General features: G+C 70.7%; 19 protein-coding genes. 11 read left to right on the forward strand and 8 right to left on the reverse strand.

Annotated elements, in window-relative coordinates; all coding sequences use genetic code 11:
- The first annotated feature begins 49 nt into the window (after positions 1-49).
- Genes N4G66_RS05765 through N4G66_RS05775 form a run of 3 tightly spaced genes read left to right on the forward strand, consistent with a single transcriptional unit; the run spans position 50 to position 2,994 of the window.
- Positions 50-1,387, forward strand: a complete 1,338-nt coding sequence (locus N4G66_RS05765; RefSeq protein ID WP_261702966.1) for a ferredoxin reductase family protein — start codon at positions 50-52, stop codon at positions 1,385-1,387.
- 19 nt (positions 1,388-1,406) lie between these two features.
- Positions 1,407-2,210 carry an FMN-binding protein gene (locus N4G66_RS05770; RefSeq protein WP_261702844.1) on the forward strand — a complete coding sequence of 268 codons (804 nt, stop codon included), beginning with the start codon at positions 1,407-1,409 and terminating at the stop codon, positions 2,208-2,210.
- Between the two features lie 46 nt (positions 2,211-2,256).
- A complete protein-coding gene (locus N4G66_RS05775) occupies positions 2,257-2,994 on the forward strand; it encodes an FAD:protein FMN transferase (RefSeq protein WP_391858762.1) in 738 nt (245 codons plus the stop codon).
- Positions 2,995-3,193: 199 nt separating this feature from the next.
- Here N4G66_RS05775 and N4G66_RS05780 read toward each other — a convergent pair whose 3' ends face one another.
- The 5 genes from N4G66_RS05780 to argC are packed head-to-tail and all read right to left on the reverse strand — an operon-like array spanning position 3,194 to position 8,049.
- Positions 3,194-3,730 (reverse strand): arginine repressor, encoded by a 537-nt coding sequence (locus tag N4G66_RS05780; protein WP_261702846.1) that lies wholly within the window; start codon positions 3,728-3,730, stop codon positions 3,194-3,196.
- Positions 3,731-3,753: 23 nt separating this feature from the next.
- Positions 3,754-4,962, reverse strand: coding sequence for an acetylornithine transaminase (locus N4G66_RS05785; protein WP_261702847.1), 1,209 nt, complete (start codon positions 4,960-4,962; stop codon positions 3,754-3,756).
- Positions 4,959-5,873 (reverse strand): acetylglutamate kinase, encoded by a 915-nt coding sequence (gene argB, locus N4G66_RS05790; protein WP_261702848.1) that lies wholly within the window; start codon positions 5,871-5,873, stop codon positions 4,959-4,961. Before argB ends, N4G66_RS05785 begins: the two co-directional genes overlap by 4 nt.
- Complete coding sequence (gene argJ / locus N4G66_RS05795) at positions 5,870-7,024, reverse strand: bifunctional glutamate N-acetyltransferase/amino-acid acetyltransferase ArgJ (protein WP_261702849.1); 1,155 nt, start codon at positions 7,022-7,024, stop codon at positions 5,870-5,872. Before argJ ends, argB begins: the two co-directional genes overlap by 4 nt.
- Positions 7,021-8,049 carry an N-acetyl-gamma-glutamyl-phosphate reductase gene (gene argC / locus N4G66_RS05800; protein WP_261702850.1) on the reverse strand — a complete coding sequence of 343 codons (1,029 nt, stop codon included), beginning with the start codon at positions 8,047-8,049 and terminating at the stop codon, positions 7,021-7,023. Before argC ends, argJ begins: the two co-directional genes overlap by 4 nt.
- A 106-nt stretch (positions 8,050-8,155) precedes the next feature.
- Between argC and N4G66_RS05805 the strand changes: the two genes are divergently transcribed.
- Both N4G66_RS05805 and N4G66_RS05810 read left to right on the forward strand, forming a co-directional pair.
- Complete coding sequence (locus tag N4G66_RS05805) at positions 8,156-8,944, forward strand: VOC family protein (protein WP_261702851.1); 789 nt, start codon at positions 8,156-8,158, stop codon at positions 8,942-8,944.
- Positions 8,945-9,278: 334 nt separating this feature from the next.
- Positions 9,279-9,659, forward strand: coding sequence for a VOC family protein (locus N4G66_RS05810; RefSeq protein ID WP_261702852.1), 381 nt, complete (start codon positions 9,279-9,281; stop codon positions 9,657-9,659).
- Positions 9,660-9,770: 111 nt separating this feature from the next.
- Here N4G66_RS05810 and N4G66_RS05815 read toward each other — a convergent pair whose 3' ends face one another.
- Positions 9,771-11,009: an RNA polymerase sigma factor gene (locus tag N4G66_RS05815; RefSeq protein WP_391858763.1), complete on the reverse strand. Its 1,239-nt coding sequence runs from the start codon at positions 11,007-11,009 to the stop codon at positions 9,771-9,773.
- Positions 11,010-11,011: 2 nt separating this feature from the next.
- Positions 11,012-11,335: a YciI family protein gene (locus N4G66_RS05820; RefSeq protein ID WP_261702854.1), complete on the reverse strand. Its 324-nt coding sequence runs from the start codon at positions 11,333-11,335 to the stop codon at positions 11,012-11,014.
- 156 nt (positions 11,336-11,491) lie between these two features.
- On the opposite strand from N4G66_RS05820, the gene N4G66_RS05825 reads away from it, so the two are divergent.
- The 3 genes from N4G66_RS05825 (at position 11,492) to N4G66_RS05835 (ending at position 13,651) form a co-directional block, all read left to right on the forward strand.
- Complete coding sequence (locus N4G66_RS05825) at positions 11,492-12,022, forward strand: AAA family ATPase (RefSeq protein WP_261702855.1); 531 nt, start codon at positions 11,492-11,494, stop codon at positions 12,020-12,022.
- A 148-nt stretch (positions 12,023-12,170) separates the two neighbouring features.
- Positions 12,171-13,208 (forward strand): SecDF P1 head subdomain-containing protein, encoded by a 1,038-nt coding sequence (locus N4G66_RS05830; RefSeq protein ID WP_261702856.1) that lies wholly within the window; start codon positions 12,171-12,173, stop codon positions 13,206-13,208.
- Between the two features lie 125 nt (positions 13,209-13,333).
- A complete protein-coding gene (locus N4G66_RS05835) occupies positions 13,334-13,651 on the forward strand; it encodes a hypothetical protein (RefSeq protein WP_261702857.1) in 318 nt (105 codons plus the stop codon).
- A 21-nt stretch (positions 13,652-13,672) separates the two neighbouring features.
- Here N4G66_RS05835 and N4G66_RS05840 read toward each other — a convergent pair whose 3' ends face one another.
- On the reverse strand, positions 13,673-14,065 hold the full coding sequence (locus N4G66_RS05840; RefSeq protein ID WP_261702858.1) for a DUF5997 family protein: 393 nt from the start codon (positions 14,063-14,065) through the stop codon (positions 13,673-13,675).
- 81 nt (positions 14,066-14,146) lie between these two features.
- Between N4G66_RS05840 and N4G66_RS05845 the strand changes: the two genes are divergently transcribed.
- From N4G66_RS05845 to N4G66_RS05855, 3 genes are all read left to right on the forward strand, one after another.
- Complete coding sequence (locus N4G66_RS05845) at positions 14,147-14,959, forward strand: LysR family transcriptional regulator substrate-binding protein (protein WP_261702859.1); 813 nt, start codon at positions 14,147-14,149, stop codon at positions 14,957-14,959.
- 143 nt (positions 14,960-15,102) lie between these two features.
- A complete protein-coding gene (locus N4G66_RS05850) occupies positions 15,103-15,522 on the forward strand; it encodes a MerR family transcriptional regulator (RefSeq protein ID WP_261702860.1) in 420 nt (139 codons plus the stop codon).
- A gap of 8 nt (positions 15,523-15,530) precedes the next feature.
- The gene (locus N4G66_RS05855; RefSeq protein ID WP_261702861.1) at positions 15,531-15,971 is read left to right on the forward strand and encodes a carboxymuconolactone decarboxylase family protein; all 441 of its coding nucleotides are present in this window, start codon (positions 15,531-15,533) and stop codon (positions 15,969-15,971) included.
- The last annotated feature ends 56 nt before the right edge of the window (positions 15,972-16,027 follow it).

A 16,027-nucleotide genomic window follows, 5' to 3' on the forward strand; every position in this document is an offset into this window, starting at 1 on the left:
AGGAACCGTGTCCACGATCGCCGGTGGTCGCGCCGCGCGGCGCCAGACCATGCGCCGAATCCGCCCTCGCCGCTCGCCCGCCGTCCCGCTGCTGATCGCCGTCTGGGCCGGCGCCGCCGCGGTCCTGTGGCTGTGGTGGAACAACACCCCGTCCATCGCGGACAACAACAGCAGGATCCTCAACGCCGGCCGGATCACCGGGCTGCTCGCCGGGTATCTGATGGCGCTCGTGGTGCTGCAGATGGCCCGCGTCCCCGCCCTGGAACGCCGGGTGGGATCCGACCGGGTGGCGCGCTGGCACGCCATGACCGGCCGCTACACCATCTGCCTGGTCCTCGCCCACCTCTTCCTGACGATGTGGGGCTACGCCCTGCAGTCCGGCAAGGGGCTCGGCCAGATCGTGCAGCAGACCATCGACTCGGTCAACCAGCTTCCCGACATGGGCAAGGCCGCGATCGGCACGGGTCTGCTCGTGCTCATCGGGTTCGTCTCCGTCGGCTGGCTCCGCCGGCTGATCCCGTACGACACCTGGTACCACGTCCACCTGCTGACGTACGCCGCGGTGTTCCTGACGTTCTGGCACCAGCTGTCCACCGGCAACGACTTCGCGGTGGAACCCGTAGCCAAGACCGTCTGGTACGGGCTCTACGGATCGGTGACCGCGCTGGTCATCTGGTACCGAATCCTTTCTCCGATCCGGCTGAACCTGAAGCACCGGATGCGGGTCCAGGCGGTCATCGAGGAGACGCCGGGCATCGTGTCGGTACTGATCAGCGGGCGCAAGCTGCACAGGATGGGCGCGGAGGCCGGGCAGTTCTTCCGCTGGCGTTTCCTCGCACCCGGGATGCGCTTCAGCTCCCACCCGTACTCGCTCTCGGCGGCGCCCCGCCCCAACATGCTGCGCATCACCGTGAAGGCGATCGGCGACCACAGTGCCGCCCTGCGTGACCTGGAGCCGGGCACCCGGGTCTGGGCCGAGGGCCCGTACGGCGCGCTGACCGCCGGCAAGCGCAGTCGCGGCAAGGTGCTCCTGGTGGCGGGCGGTGTCGGCATCACCCCGATGCGGGCGCTGTTCGAGACCCTCCCCGGCGCCTCCGGTGACCTGACGCTGCTCTACCGCGCCAACACCACCCAGGACCTGGCCCTGTGGGACGAGCTCGCCGCCATCTCCAAGGAGCGCGGGGCGCGTCTGATGTACGCGGTGAACAGCCCCGAGGGCGAGCGGCCGGACATCTCCGCGGACTCCCTGCGCCGCAAGCTGCCCGACATAGACCACCACGACGTCTTCATGTGCGGACCGCCCGGGTTCGCCCAGGAGGTGTACGCGGCACTGCGCGGCGCGGGGGTCCCCGCCCGCCGCATCCATCACGAGTCGTTCGAGATGTGAGCGACGGGAGTCAGGAACGATGAAGAAGAATCACCCCATTCGGCGGTTCGTGCTGGCGAGCGCCGCCACCGTGTCCGGAATCGTGCTGCTGCTGGCGCTCAAACCGGCGTCCGACCCGGCCGCCGCGTCGGCGCAGGCCGGTGCGGCGCCCCAGCAGACGGCGGCCGCGCAGGGGGCGCCGCAGGGCGGCACCGCCCAGCAGTCGGGTACCGGCACCGTCCTCGGTGACGTGGTGCAGACCGAGTACGGGCCGGTCCAGGTGCAGCTGACCATGAGCGGCGGCAAGATAACCAAGGCGGACGCGGTCCAGGCTCCCAAGGGCGGAACCAGCGACCAGAAGACCGCCCTCTCGGTGCCCAAGCTCAACCAGGAAGCCGTCACGGCACAGAGCGCCGACATCGACGCCGTCTCGGGGGCGACCTACACCAGCGGCGGCTACAAGAAGTCCCTGCAGTCGGCCCTGGACAAGGCGAAGGCCACCGGCGGCACATCGGGGTCCTCCGGGTCCTCGGGCAAGGCCGGGACGTCCTCGGCGGCACCGGCCGCGCAGGCGCGCGTCGTCACCGGGACCGTGTCCGACACCCAGTACGGCCCCGTCCAGGTCCGGCTCACCGTCGAGGGCAAGAAGATCACCAAGGCCGAGGCGGTCCAGGCCCCCAAGGGCGGTGTCAGCGACCAGAAGACCGCGCTCGCGGTGCCCAAGCTCAACCAGGAGGCGGTCGCCGCGGGCAGTGCCCAGATCGACACCGTCTCCGGCGCGACCTACACGAGCGAGGGCTACAAGAAGTCTCTGCAGTCGGCTCTGGACAAGGCCGGTGTCTGAGCCCGCGGAGGACACACCGCAGGCGCTGCGTCATGCCGAGGAAGTGATGGGCACCGTCTTCTCCTTCGACGTGCGCGGCGGGGAACCCGAAGCCGTGCGGACGGCGTTGGAGGAGGCGATCGCCCAACTCCACCGTGTGGACGAGGTGTTCAGCACCTACCGCGAGGACAGCCAGATCTCGCGGCTGGTGCGCGGGGAGCTCACGGTCGAGGAGTGCGACCCCGAGGTCGCCGAGGTGCTCGAACTGGGCGCCGAGGCGGAACGGGTCAGCGACGGCTGGTTCAGCACACGGTACGAGGGACAGCTCGACCCGACGGGCATCGTCAAGGGCTGGGCGGCCGAACGTGCGGCCCTGCACCTCGCCGCGGCCGGGGCGAGCGGGGTGAATGTCAACGGAGGCGGCGACGTCCAGCTGTACGGCGTCCCCGGGCCGCACCGGCCCTGGCGCGTGGGCGTGTCCGACCCGCTCCGTCCGGGCTCCCTCGCCGCGGTGGTCTCCGCGGCCGGCGTCGACGAGCTGGCCGTCGCGACCTCCGGCACCGCCGAACGCGGCGCCCACATCGTCGACCCGCGCACCGGCAGGTCCGCGGTCACCGACCTCCTGGCCGTGACCGTGGTGGGCCCCCGTCTGACCTGGGTGGACGCCTGGGCGACCGCGGCCTTCGCGATGGGCTCGCGAGCCGGCCTCGACTGGCTGGAATCGCTCCCGGACGTGGAGGCGCTGCTCATCACGGCGGGCGACGAGGTCAGATGCACGGGAGGGCTCGCTCAGCGCCTGGGGTGACCGGCGCTCCCTCAGCAGCACGGACGACCGCACAGCCGCAGTCCCACAGCCGACCGCCTCGCCGCGCCCGGACCCGGACCCGGACCCGCACCCGCACCCGCACCCGCACCCGCTTCAGGACATACGACGGTGGAGGCACACCCCGCTCCGGGGCGCGCCTCCACCGTCGTGCCTGTCGTCGTGCCTGTCGTCGTGCCTGTCAGTGATCGTTCTGGGCCAGCCGCAGCAGATGATCGGCCAGCGCCTGCCCACCCGTCGGACCCCGGCTGATCAGCAGGAGGGTGTCGTCCCCCGCGATCGTTCCGAGAATGTCGTGCAGCTCGGCCTGGTCGATCGCCGAGGCGAGGAACTGCGCGGCCCCGGGCGGGGTGCGCAGGACCACGAGGTTCGCCGAGGCCTCCGCGGAGATCAACAGCTCCGAGGAGAGCCTGCGCATCCGCTCCTCCTTCGCCGACTCCCCCAGCGGTGCGCGCGGGGTGCGGAAACCGCCCTCGCTCGGCACCGCGTAGATGAGGTCGCCGTCGTTGTTGCGGATCTTCACCGCGTTCAGCTCGTCGAGGTCCCGGGAGAGCGTCGCCTGGGTGACGTTCAGTCCGTCGTCGGCGAGAAGCTTCGCCAACTGGCTCTGTGAGCGGACCGGTTGCCGGTTGAGGATGTCCACGATCCGGCGGTGGCGTGCGGTGCGGGTCTGCGGCACGGCAGGCCCTGCGTGCTCGTGGTCCTGCGCCTGACTCATCGTCGTCGTCCCATTTCCCGGGATCATCCGTCCCCGTTGGCTGCGTCGAGGATGCCGGGAAGGGCCCGGAGGAACGCGTCCACTTCGTCATCGCCCAGGTTCAGCGGCGGCATCAGCCGTACGACATCGGGGGCGGGCGCGTTCACCAGGAAACCGGCGTCCTGAGCCGCCTGCTGCACCTGGGGCGCGAGCGGCTCGGTGAGCACGATACCCAGGAGCAGCCCCGCACCCCGGACATGGTCGATCAACGGATGGCCGGAACCGTTGCCGGCGCCCTCGATTCCGTCCCGCAGTTTCTCGCCGGCGCGCTTCACGTTGTCCAGGAGTCCTTCGGACTCGATCGTGTCGAGCACGGCGAGTCCGGCGGCGCAGACGACCGGGTTGCCGCCGAAGGTCGTGCCGTGGTGGCCGGGCTTCAGCAGCCCGGCGGCGCGGCCGAAGGCGACGGTGGCACCGAGCGGCAGTCCGCCGCCGAGGCCCTTGGCGAGCGTCACGATGTCGGGCAGGACGCCTTCGTGTGCCTGGTACTCGAACCAGTGGCCGGTGCGGCCGATTCCGGTCTGCACCTCGTCCAGGACGAGCAGGGCGCCGTTGGCCGCGGTGATCGCGCGGGCGGCCTTGAGATAGCCGGGGGGCGGTACGACCACGCCGTTCTCGCCCTGGACCGGCTCGATGATCACCAGCGCGGTGTCCTGGGTGACGGCCTCGGCGAGGGCCTGCGCGTCGCCGTAGGGCACATGCGTGACGTCGCCGGGCAGCGGCAGGAAGGGCTCCTGCTTGGCGGGCTGGCCGGTCAGCGCGAGGGCGCCCATGGTCCGGCCGTGGAAGCCGCCGGTGGTGGCGACCATATGGGTCCGGCCGGTCAGCCGGCCGATCTTGAAGGCGCCTTCGTTGGCCTCGGCGCCCGAGTTGCAGAAGTACACCCGGCCCTCTCGTCCGAAGAGCTGGAGCAGCCGTTCGGCGAGCGCGACGGGCGGTTCGGCGACGAAGAGGTTGGAGACATGGCCGAGGGAGGCGATCTGCCGGCTCACGGCCTCGACGATCGCGGGGTGGCCGTGTCCGAGCGCGTTGACCGCGATGCCGCCGACGAAGTCGAGGTACTGGTTGCCGTCGGCGTCCCACAGCCTGGTTCCGGCGCCGCGGACGAGCGGCAGTCGCGGGGTGCCGTAGTTGTCCATGAGCGCGCCCTGCCAGCGCTGGGTGAGCTCTGCGTTGGTCGCGGTGCCGGTCATGCGACGTCCCCCGTCTCCTCGTCGTCCGGCACGACCATCGTGCCGATGCCTTCGTCGGTGAAGATCTCCAGCAGGATCGAGTGCTGGACCCGGCCGTCGATGACACGGGCGGTGGTGACGCCGTTGCGTACGGCGTGCAGACAGCCCTCCATCTTCGGCACCATGCCGCTGGCCAGCTCGGGAAGGAGTTTCTCCAGCTGGGTGGCGGTGAGGCGGCTGATCACCTCGTCGCTGTTCGGCCAGTCCTCGTAGAGGCCCTCGACGTCCGTGAGGACCATGAGGGTTTCGGCATCCAGTGCGGCAGCGAGTGCCGCAGCCGCCGTATCAGCATTGACGTTGTAGACATGTCCGTCGTCCTGGCTCCGGGCGATCGAGGAGACGACCGGGATCCGGCCGTCGGCGAGCAGCGCCTCGATCGCGCCCGTGTCGATCGCGGTGATCTCGCCCACCCGCCCGATGTCGACCAACTGGCCGTCGATCGTGGGCTGGTGCTTGGTGGCGGTGATGGTGTGCGCGTCCTCGCCGGTGAGGCCGACGGCGAGCGGTCCGTGCTGGTTGAGAAGTCCGACCAGCTCGCGCTGGACCTGTCCGGCCAGCACCATGCGGACGACGTCCATCGCGTCCTCGGTGGTGACGCGCAGCCCCGCCTTGAACTCGCTGACGATGCCGTGCCGGTCCAGGGCGGCGCTGATCTGCGGACCGCCGCCGTGCACGACGACCGGCTTGAGGCCCGCGTGGTGCAGGAACACGATGTCCTGGGCGAAGGCGGCCTTCAACTCGCTGTCGATCATGGCGTTGCCGCCGAACTTGACGACGACGGTCTTGCCCCGGTGCCGGGTCAGCCAGGGCAGCGCCTCGATGAGGATCTGCGCCTTGGGCAGAGCGGTGTGCTTGCGGGTCACATTGCTCATGAGGAGTACGCGCTGTTCTCGTGGACGTAGTCGGCGGTGAGGTCGTTGGTCCAGATCGTGGCGGTCGCGTCGCCCGCGGCGAGGTCGGCGACGATGTGGACCTCGCGGTAGCGCATGTCGACGAGTTCGCGGTCCTCGCCGACGCCGCCGTTCTTGCAGACCCAGACGCCGTTGATGGCCACGTTGAGCCGGTCCGGCTCGAAGGCGGCCGCGGTGGTGCCGATCGCGGACAACACCCGCCCCCAGTTGGGGTCTTCGCCGTGGATCGCGCACTTGAGGAGGTTGTTGCGGGCGATGGAGCGGCCCACCTCGACGGCGTCGTCCTCGGTCGCGGCGCCCACGACCTCGACCTTGATGTCCTTGCTGGCGCCCTCGGCGTCGCGGATCAACTGCTGACCGAGGTCGTCGCAGACCGCGCGGAGGGCCTCGGCGAACTCCGCGTACTCCGGGGCGACTTCACTGGCTCCGGAGGCGAGCAGCAGCACGGTGTCGTTGGTGGACATGCAGCCGTCGGAGTCGACGCGGTCGAAGGTGGTGCGGGTGGCGTCGCGCAGCGCCCGGTCGAGGTTCTCGCTGTCCACGTCCGCGTCCGTGGTGAGCACGACGAGCATGGTGGCGAGGCCGGGGGCGAGCATGCCGGCGCCCTTGGCCATGCCGCCGACGGTCCAGCCTCCCCGCGTCACGACCGAGGTCTTGTGCACGGTGTCGGTGGTCTTGATGGCGATGGCGGCCTTCTCGCCGCCGTGCGGGCCGAGTCCGGCGACGGCCAGGTCGATGCCGGGAAGCAGCTTGTCCATCGGCAGCAGTACGCCGATGAGGCCGGTCGAACACACGGCGACGCTGCCCGCACCCGTGTCACCGAGCGCCTCGGCGACCTTCTCGGCGGTGGCGTGCGTGTCCTGGAAACCCTTGGGTCCCGTACAGGCGTTGGCGCCACCGGAGTTGAGGACGACGGCGGTCAGCTCGCCGCTCTTGAGGACCTGCTCGGACCACAGCACCGGCGCGGCCTTCACGCGGTTGGAGGTGAAGACGCCCGCGGCGGCGCGGCGGGGCCCGTTGTTGACCACGAGGGCCAGGTCCGGGTTCCCGTTGGCCTTGATCCCGGCGGCGACCCCGGCCGCGGTGAATCCCTGTGCTGCCGTGACACTCACGGTGCGACTCCGATCGTGGAAAGTCCCAGCTCCTCGGGAAGGCCGAGGGCGAGGTTCATGCTCTGGACGGCACCGCCCGCGGTGCCCTTGGTCAGGTTGTCGATGGCGCTGATCGCGATGATGCGGTGCGCGGCGGCGTCGTACGCGACCTGGACCTGAACGGCGTTGGAACCGTAGACGGACGCCGTGGCGGGCCACTGCCCCTCGGGGAGGAGGTGGACGAAGGGCTCGTCGGCGAAGGCCTTCTCGTAGGCGGCCCGGACCGACTCGGCGGTGACCCCGGGCTTCGCCTTGGCACTGCACGTGGCGAGGATGCCGCGGGGCATGGGCGCCAGGGTGGGGGTGAAGGAGACGGTGACGCGCTCTCCGGCGGCCGCGCTGAGGTTCTGGATCATCTCGGGGGTGTGCCGGTGGGCACCGCCGACGCCGTACGGGGTCATCGACCCCATGACCTCACTGCCGAGCAGGTGCGCCTTGGGCGCCTTGCCGGCACCCGAGGTGCCTGAGGCCGCGACGATCACGGCCTCGGGCTCCGCCAGCCCGGCCGTGTACGCCGGGAAGAGGGCCAGCGAGGCGGCCGTCGGGTAGCAGCCGGGCACCGCGATGCGCTTGGACCCCTCCAGCGCGGCGCGGGCACCCGGCAGTTCGGGGAGGCCGTACGGCCAGGTCCCGGCGTGCGCGGAGGCGTAGAACCGCTCCCAGTCTGCCGGGTCCTTCAGCCGGAAGTCGGCACCCATGTCGACCACGAGGACCTCGGGGCCGAGCCGCTCGGCGACCGCGGCGGACTGCCCGTGGGGCAGCGCGAGGAACACCACGTCATGACCGGCCAGCACCTCGGGGGTGGTCTCCGCGAGGACGCGGTCCGCGAGCGGCGGCAGATGAGGCTGGAGCGCGCCGAGCCGCTGGCCCGCGTTGGAGTTTCCGGTCAGGGCGCCGATCTCGATCTCGGGGTGTGCCAGGAGCAGACGCAGCAGTTCCCCGCCCGCGTACCCACTCGCTCCCGCCACCGCCGCACGCATCGCCATGGAACCCTCCTCTTGGATGGCATGACTATACGTTTCGCTGCACGTTTATGCAATCGCCCTTTGTTGTGCGGCTGCCGTTGCGGAGCGGGTGCATAGGATCACCGGTATGGCGCTGCGACCTGTTCAGGTGAACCTGAAGGCTCTTGATGTCTCGGCGGTCGGCCGGTTCTGGGCGGAGGCGCTCGGCTGGGGTTCCTACAGCGGAGGATCCGGCGTGATCACCTACGTGGGACCCGGCGTGACCGACGTCGGACCCGTCGTGTCCGGTGTCGGACCCGTCGGCGGCTTCGTCTGGCCGGACCCGGTCGTCGTCTGCGTCGACGTCGTTTCCGTCCCGGAACCCAAGACAGCGGCGAAGAACCGTGTGCACCTCGATCTCGCCACCACCTCCGCGGCCCATCAGGCGGAGTTGGTCGCGCGCTTGAAGGATCTCGGTGCGAGGCCCGCCCACGTGGGCCAGGGCAACGTGCCGTGGACGGTCCTCGCCGACCCGGAGGGCAACGAGTTCTGCGTGCTGGAGCCTCGGGAGATCTACCGGGACACCGGGCCGATCGCCGCGGTGGTGGTCGACTGCGCGGATCCGCGGGCCATGGCCCGGTTCTGGGACGGGGCGATGGACTGGACCCTGCACGAGGTGACCGACGATCACGCGACATTGCGCTCCGCCAAGGGTGCCGGCCCGTATCTCGAGTTCCTCCGCACGCCCGGCGCGAAGACCGTGCCGGACCGCGTCCACCTCGACCTGCTGCCGTACCCCGGTGACGACAAAGAGGCGGAGGTGGCCCGGCTGCGGGCCCTCGGCGCCACCGACCTCGACCTCGGCCAGGGCGACGTCCCGTGGACGTGCCTGACCGACCCGGAGGGCCACGAGTTCTGCGTCCTCGCGCTGCCCTGACGCGGAGCCTCGACAACCGGCTCGCCGACCACGACGCTGAACTCGCCGGCTGGAGCGTCCAGTCACATCGCCGTGGCTGAGCAGCCGATCCGGTCCCTTTGCACTCGAGTCGGCCCATCCGACCAGCGGAGTCGGCCCGCGTGACAGCTACCCGATCGCCGTGCTGCGCGATCTGCGGTTCTCCGCCCGCGACTTGACCGGGCGAGTGCCTGAAATCCATTCGCCCCCGGACGCCTCGCCCGGTACGGTCGCGAGCCTGTTCTCAACTGCCGGGGCCCATGAGATCCGTGTGCGGCCACCCTGGCAGTCCCCACGCCGAGAGTAGGTTGCGTCAATGGCATGTCGTATCAGTGAGATCGTGCTCAAGTGCCACGACCCCGAGGTGCTGGCGCGGTTCTGGTGCGAGGTCCTGGACTTCGTAGAGCTCGATCGCGAAGCGGAGGGCTGCATCGAGATAGGTCCGCGTGAAGGGTTCGGCGGCCCGCAGCCGACGATCTTCCTCATCCGCGACGACGAGCCGAAGAACGGGCATGCCCGGCTGCACATCGACGTCAACCCCACCGACCGCGATCAGGACGCCGAACTCGAACGCCTCCTGGCCGCGGGGGCCGGACTCGTCGACATCGGCCAGCCCGCGGAGGCGTCCTGGCACGTCCTCGCCGATCCAGAAGGCAACGAGTTCTGCCTGCTCAAGCGCCGCCTCGATCCGGTCTGACGGTCCTCGCCCAACCGATCGGCGCGGCCCTCACCCCGCAGCCGCCACGGTTCGAGGTGGCGGTTCCCGGCTCCAGTTGGCGGCTGGTGTTCTCTGTGACCGGTCGCCGGGTCACCCGGAAGGGCGGTACCCCAGCTGGTCGCGGCGGCGCGTCAGGTGGGCGGTCTCGGCGGTGTTGCCCGCCAGCTCGATGGCCCTGTCGTAGGCCGCGCGCGACTTCCGACTGCAGCCCAGCCGACGCAGCAGGTCGGCGCGGGTCGCGTGGTAGGCGTGATAGCCGGCCAACTCGTCCTCGAGACGGTCGACGGCCGCCAGCGCCACCTCCGGGCCGTCGAGCTCGGCGATCGCGATGGCTCGGTTGAGGGCGACGATCGGCGAGGGGTCGATGCGGACGAGCTGGTCGTAGAGGGCGGCGACCTGCGACCAGTCGGTGTCGCGTACATCGCGGGCGGAGGTGTGCACGGCGTTGATCGCCGCGAGGATCTGGTAGCGACCCGGCGCCGCACCGGCGGCCAGGCGCTCGCGTACCAGCCGATGGCCCTCGGCGATCAGCGCCGCGTCCCAGGCCCCACGGTCCTGCTCGTCGAGGGCGACCAGTTCGCCGCTCGGTGAGACCCGGGCGGTACGGCGGGCCTCGGTGAGAAGCATCAGTGCCAGCAGTCCGGCCACCTCCCCGTCCTGCGGCATGAGGGCACGGATCAGGCGCGTGAGCCGGATCGCCTCCGCCGTCAGGTCGTGACGTACGGGATCGGTGCCGGGCCCGGTCGCCAGGTAGCCCTCGTTGAAGACGAGGAAGAGAACGGCGAGTACGCCGGAGACGCGCCCCGGGAGATCCTCCGCGGACGGCACCCGATAGGGGATGCGAGCCGCCTTGATCTTGGCCTTCGCGCGGGTGATCCGCTGCCCCATGGCGCTCTCCCGCACCAGGAAGGCACGGGCGATCTCGGCCATGGTCAGACCGCCGACCATGCGCAGCGTCAGCGCCACACGGGCCTCCATCGCGAGCGCCGGGTGACAGCAGATGAAGATCAGCCGGAGCCGCTCGTCATCGATCGGGCCGAGAGGCTCGGGCGGGTCGTCGTACGACATCTGAGCCTCCTTCTGCTTGTCGCCGCGCTTGTTCTCGCGCCGGACCCGGTCGATGGCCTTGCGGTGGGCGGTCGTGGTCAGCCAGGCGCCGGGACCGGGCGGTACACCGTCGGCCGGCCACCGCTCGACGGCGGTCGCGAACGCCTCGGCGGCCGCCTCCTCGGCGATGTCGAGGTCACCGAAACGCCTGGCCAGGGTGGCGACCACCCGCGCCCACTCCTCGTAGTGGGCCCGGGTGATCGCCTCCTGGACGTCGATCACGCTCACAGGAACGGCCGCACCTCGACCTTCCGATTGCAGGCCTTCGACCCCTCAGCCGCCAGCTTGAGCGCCACGTCGAGGTCGGGGGCCTCGATGACCCAGAAGCCGACGAGGTACTCCTTCGACTCCAGGAAGGGCCCGTCGGTGAACAACGCCTCCCCGCCGCGATTGTCGATCACCGTGGCCGTGTCGGGCCCCCCGAGGCCGCCGGCGAAGACCCAGTACCCCTCGGCCACGAGCCGGTCGTTGAACACGTCGATCGCGGCCATCTCGTCCGGGGTGGCGAGGTCCGCCTTGTCATGGATCACGGAAACCAGGTACTGCATCTCGGATCGTCTCCTGTGCTCTGGGGACACCCCTCGCGGGCGACCTCTCACCCGTACTACGAACACCCTCGCCTCAATCCGACACCGCCACCCGGACCACTTTCGAGGAGCCTGCGGCCCGTTCCCGCGGCCCACACGGCGATAGCGTCGGGTGCCATGATCGTATGGCTCAACGGCGCCCACGGCGCAGGCAAGACGACGACCGGTGCACTCCTGCAGCAGCTGATCCCGGATTCACGGGTGCTCGACGCCGAGAAGGTCGGCGAGACGCTCATGGACATCACGCCGGGGCTGCCCGGGCCCGGTACGGACAACTTCCAGCACTGGCCGCCGTGGCGGCAGCTCGTCGTCGAGACCGCCCGCCGCGTACTCGACCACACCGGCGGCACTCTGGTGATGCCCATGACCGTCCTGGTCGAGCAGTACTGGCGCGAGATCAGCACGGGCCTCGCCCAACATGCCATTCCGGTAAGGCACTTCGTCCTCCACGCCGACCAGGAAACCCTCCGCGCACGCATCGCGGGCGACACTGTTCTGGGCCCCGACTCCCCGTTCCGTCTCCAATACCTTGAGCCCTACGCCGAGGCGGCCCGCACGTGGCTGCACGCCGAGGCCGAGGTCGTCGACACCACGCACCTCACGCCCGCCCAGGCCGCCCTGCGGATCGCGGAGGGCGTCAAGAGCTGAGGTCCGCCCGCCACGCGAAGAAATTCCGCCCCTCCACTCCGACACCACATGATCGGACCTGAAGGAAAAGCGCGGGCCCGCCGGAGGAATTCCGGTCAAACCCTGGCATCGGCCTCGCCGGGCATCACTTGCTTGGAACCATCCCCGCATGCGTCTCCCCCGGGCCTCACACACGGCTCTCCTCCTCTGCTTCGCCGCGGCGACGCTCACCGGCTGCTCCGGATCCGGCTCCGGCTCCGTGAACCGCTCGTCGGACGCCGCAGGAGCAGCCCGCAGGAGCAGTGCCGCGCCCTCCGTCCCGGCGGACTCCCGGCGGACCGAGCTGACCTTCGCCGAGGCGTCGCCGTCCGGGGCCGCAGACCTGCGCCGGACCACGGAGCGTCTGCGGGCCCGCGCCAGGGCGCTGGGGCTCACGGACGTACGCGTCGAGGCGCACGAGGACGCCATCACCGTCACCGGTCCGAGCGTCGACGAGAAGCGCCTGATGACGCTGGGCGTTTCCGGCCGACTCGGTTTCCGTCCCGTTCTGGCGCTGGAGACGCCCGGCGCGACGCAGGTACCGCAACCGTCTCCCAGCGCCAGTTCCGATCCGGCGCAGAGGCGAGCGGTCACCGAAGGCCTGCGCCCGCGTGCCGCCGGGTCGGCGAGTGCCAGTGCCCTGCCGGTTCCGGCCGAGGGGAACGCGCAGGACATGGCACTCCAGCGGCGTTTCGCGGCACTGGACTGCCCACATCGGAAGAGGCGCGCATCAGAGAGGGACGACCCCGCTCAGGACTCCGTCGTCGCCTGCGGAGCGGACGGCAGCGCGTCCTCCCTGCGCACCAAGTACCTGCTGGGTCCGACGGCCGTCGACGGCTCCCGTGTCGCGTCGGCGAAGGCGGTGCGCGACCAGCAGACCGGGAACTGGATCGTGCGGCTGGACTTCGACTCCGTCGGCACCCGGCGGTTCTCCGTCCTCACGGGGAATCTGTCCGGCAACACCGCGCCGCAGAATCAGTTCGCCATCGTCCTGGACGGCACCGTGATCTCCGCCCCGTCCGTCAGTCAGCGACTCGGCGGCGGCACCGCCGACATCTCCGGAAGCTTCACCCGGGAGTCGGCCGAGCAGCTCGCCGCCACCCTCGACTCCGGGGCACTCCCGGCCCCCTTGGCCCTCACCAGCGTGACCAGGCTCCCGCACGCCTAAGGGCTGTCGTTCGGATCATGCCGCAGACGCGGGGTGTGGCACGCACGTCTGCACCGGTCGACGCCCGACGGTCGCCGTACGGACGGCTGAAGGGCCCTCACCCCAAAACCCTTGGAGGACCGACCTTGTCATCGTCGTCCGCGCACTGGAGCGCATACGAGATCTTCGCCGTCCTGTCGGGAATCATCCTGACAGGAGCGGCCTTCGTGCCCGGAGCAGGGGTCAAGGACCGGGCATGGTCCGTCCTGGGCGGGATCTTCCTCGTCTGGTACGGGTGGTACGTCGCCCACCAGACGACGGGCACGTTCCGTTTCCCCGTCGTCATCTTCCTGATCCCGCCGGGCGCGGTGATCTACCTGCTCGTCAAGGCGTTCGGCCACTCGGGCGGCCAGGCCTCCCCGCCCGGCTCCGACGGGCGCGGCACCCCGGGGATCGACGGCTGAGATCCCCGGCGGCGCCCCGAATCAGGAACGCTTGGCGTCCCGCTCCTCGTTCTTCTCCTTGATGCGTACCGCTTCCTTGCGGGCCTCGGCCTGGGTGGCGCGCTCACGGCGGAGCCAGGTGGGCTCCTCCGTCTTCAGCGCCTCGATCTGCTCGGTGGTGAGAGCCTCGCTGACGCCGCCGCGGGCAAGTCCCGCGATGGAGACGCCGAGCTTGGCCGCGACGACCGGCCGCGGGTGCGGGCCGGTGCGGCGCAGCTCCTGGAGCCACTCGGGCGGGTCGGTCTGCAGCGCGTTCAGCTCGGCACGGGAGACAACACCCTCCTGGAACTCGGCGGGGGTGGCCTCGAGGTACACACCCAGCTTCTTCGCCGCGGTGGCAGGCTTCATCGTCTGGGTGGTCTGGTGCGAACTCATGGGTCAAGGGTATCGAGCGCTCGGGCCCCCGCCGACCATCGCGGGTGCGGCTCCCATGGCCACGCCGGGTAATCTGACGTGGTGACCGGCTCCGAAGCATCCCCCTCGTTCAGGCTCGCCTACGTTCCGGGGGTGACGCCCTCGAAGTGGGTGCGGATCTGGAACGAACGGCTGCCGGACGTACCCCTGGCCCTCGTCCCGGTGTCCGCCGCCGAGGTGTACGACGTCCTGCGGCGCGGCGACGCCGACGCGGGCTTCGTCCGGCTGCCGGTCGACCGGGCCGACCTCAGCGCGATCCCCCTCTACACCGAGACGACAGTCGTCGTGGTCCCCAAGGATCACATCGTGTCGGCGGTCGAGCAGGTCTCCGGTGAGGACCTCGCCGACGACATCGTGCTGCACCCCCTCGACGACCCGCTGGAGTGGGAGCGGCTGCCGGGCAAGCCCGCGCTGGAACGGCCCGCCAGCACGGAGGATGCCGTCGAGCTCGTCGCGGCGGGCATCGGGGTCGTGGTGGTTCCTCAGTCGCTCGCCCGCCTCCACCACCGCAAGGACCTGACGTACCGGACGGTCACGGACGCCCCCGAGTCACGCGTGGCGCTGGCCTGGCCGGAGGACCGGACCACCGATCTGGTGGAGGATTTCATCGGCATCGTGCGTGGCCGCACGGTGAACAGCACACGAGGGCGTTCGCAGCCCCCGGCCGGGGCGCAGCAGAAGGACCGCGGCGCGGCCAGGTCCACGCCCCGGAAGTCGGACTCGGGCGGCGGCGCACGGCGCAAGCCCGCGCCCGGCAAGGGCGGCGGCAAGGCCACGGGCAAGAACCCCCGCAGCAGCGGTAGCGGCGGCCCGAAGGGCGGCGCCAAGCGCGGCAAGCCCCGCCGCAGCTCCTGATCCGGTCCGGGTTCGGGTTCGGGCCGCGCGAGGCGTTTCCGAGCTGCACGAACAGTGATCCCGGGGCGCGTCGGCCGGGTTCACGAAGCACGCTCCCCGGCAGTGCTTGACCTGGAGCGCGCTCCAGGTTCTACGGTTTCTCCATGACCAGCGGACAGCCCCTCCCGCACGCCGCGGAACCGACCCTCACGATCGCCCAGGTCGTCGACCGCACCGGCCTCTCGCACGACACGTTGCGCTACTACGAGAAGGCCGGCCTGATCGAACGGGTCGGCCGGACCACCGGGAACCAGCGGCGTTACCTGGCGGCGGACCTGGCCTGGCTGGAGTTCCTGATCCGGCTGCGGGAGACCGGCATGTCGATCGCGGACATGCAGCGGTTCGCGGAGCTGCGCGCCCGGGGCGATGCGACGGTCCCCGACCGGCTGGCGATGCTCCGGGAACACCGCGCCGACCTCAAGGAGCGGATCCGCGCGCTGCGCCGGAACGCGGCCGCGCTCGACGACAAGATCGACCACTACGAACGGCTGCTGGAGCGGCCGGGATCGGACGACCCGATATGAACGACGCCGTGAAGAACACCGAGTCCACCACGCGCGAGGAGCGTTTCGAGCACGGCCTGCAGGTCCTCGACCGGGTGGACGGCGAGGCCGGCCGGCGGGTGGTCGCCGCACTCGGTGACATCAACCCCGAGCTGGGCCACCAGATCGTCGCCTGGGGTTTCGGGGACATCTACGACCGGCCCGGACTCGCCCCGCGCGACCGTCAGTTGGTGACCCTCGGCATGCTCACCGCGCTCGGCGGCTGCGAGACCCAGCTGGAGGTGCACGTCAACGCGTCGCTGAACGTGGGGCTCTCCCCCGAGCAGATCGTCGAGGCGCTGCTGCACTCCGCCGTCTACTGCGGTATTCCGAAGGCGATGAACGCGACCCTGGTCGCGAAGAAGGTCTTCGGCGAGCGCGGTCTGCTGCCGGCCGGGCAGCAGACCACGGCCGGCCCTGCCGCCGCCTGATCCTCAGGGCGAGCCGACGACGCGCCGTCCGATATCCCGGATTTCGATCGGCAGAT

The organism is Streptomyces rhizosphaerihabitans (assembly GCF_025399795.1).
Taxonomy (GTDB): domain Bacteria; phylum Actinomycetota; class Actinomycetes; order Streptomycetales; family Streptomycetaceae; genus Streptomyces; species Streptomyces rhizosphaerihabitans.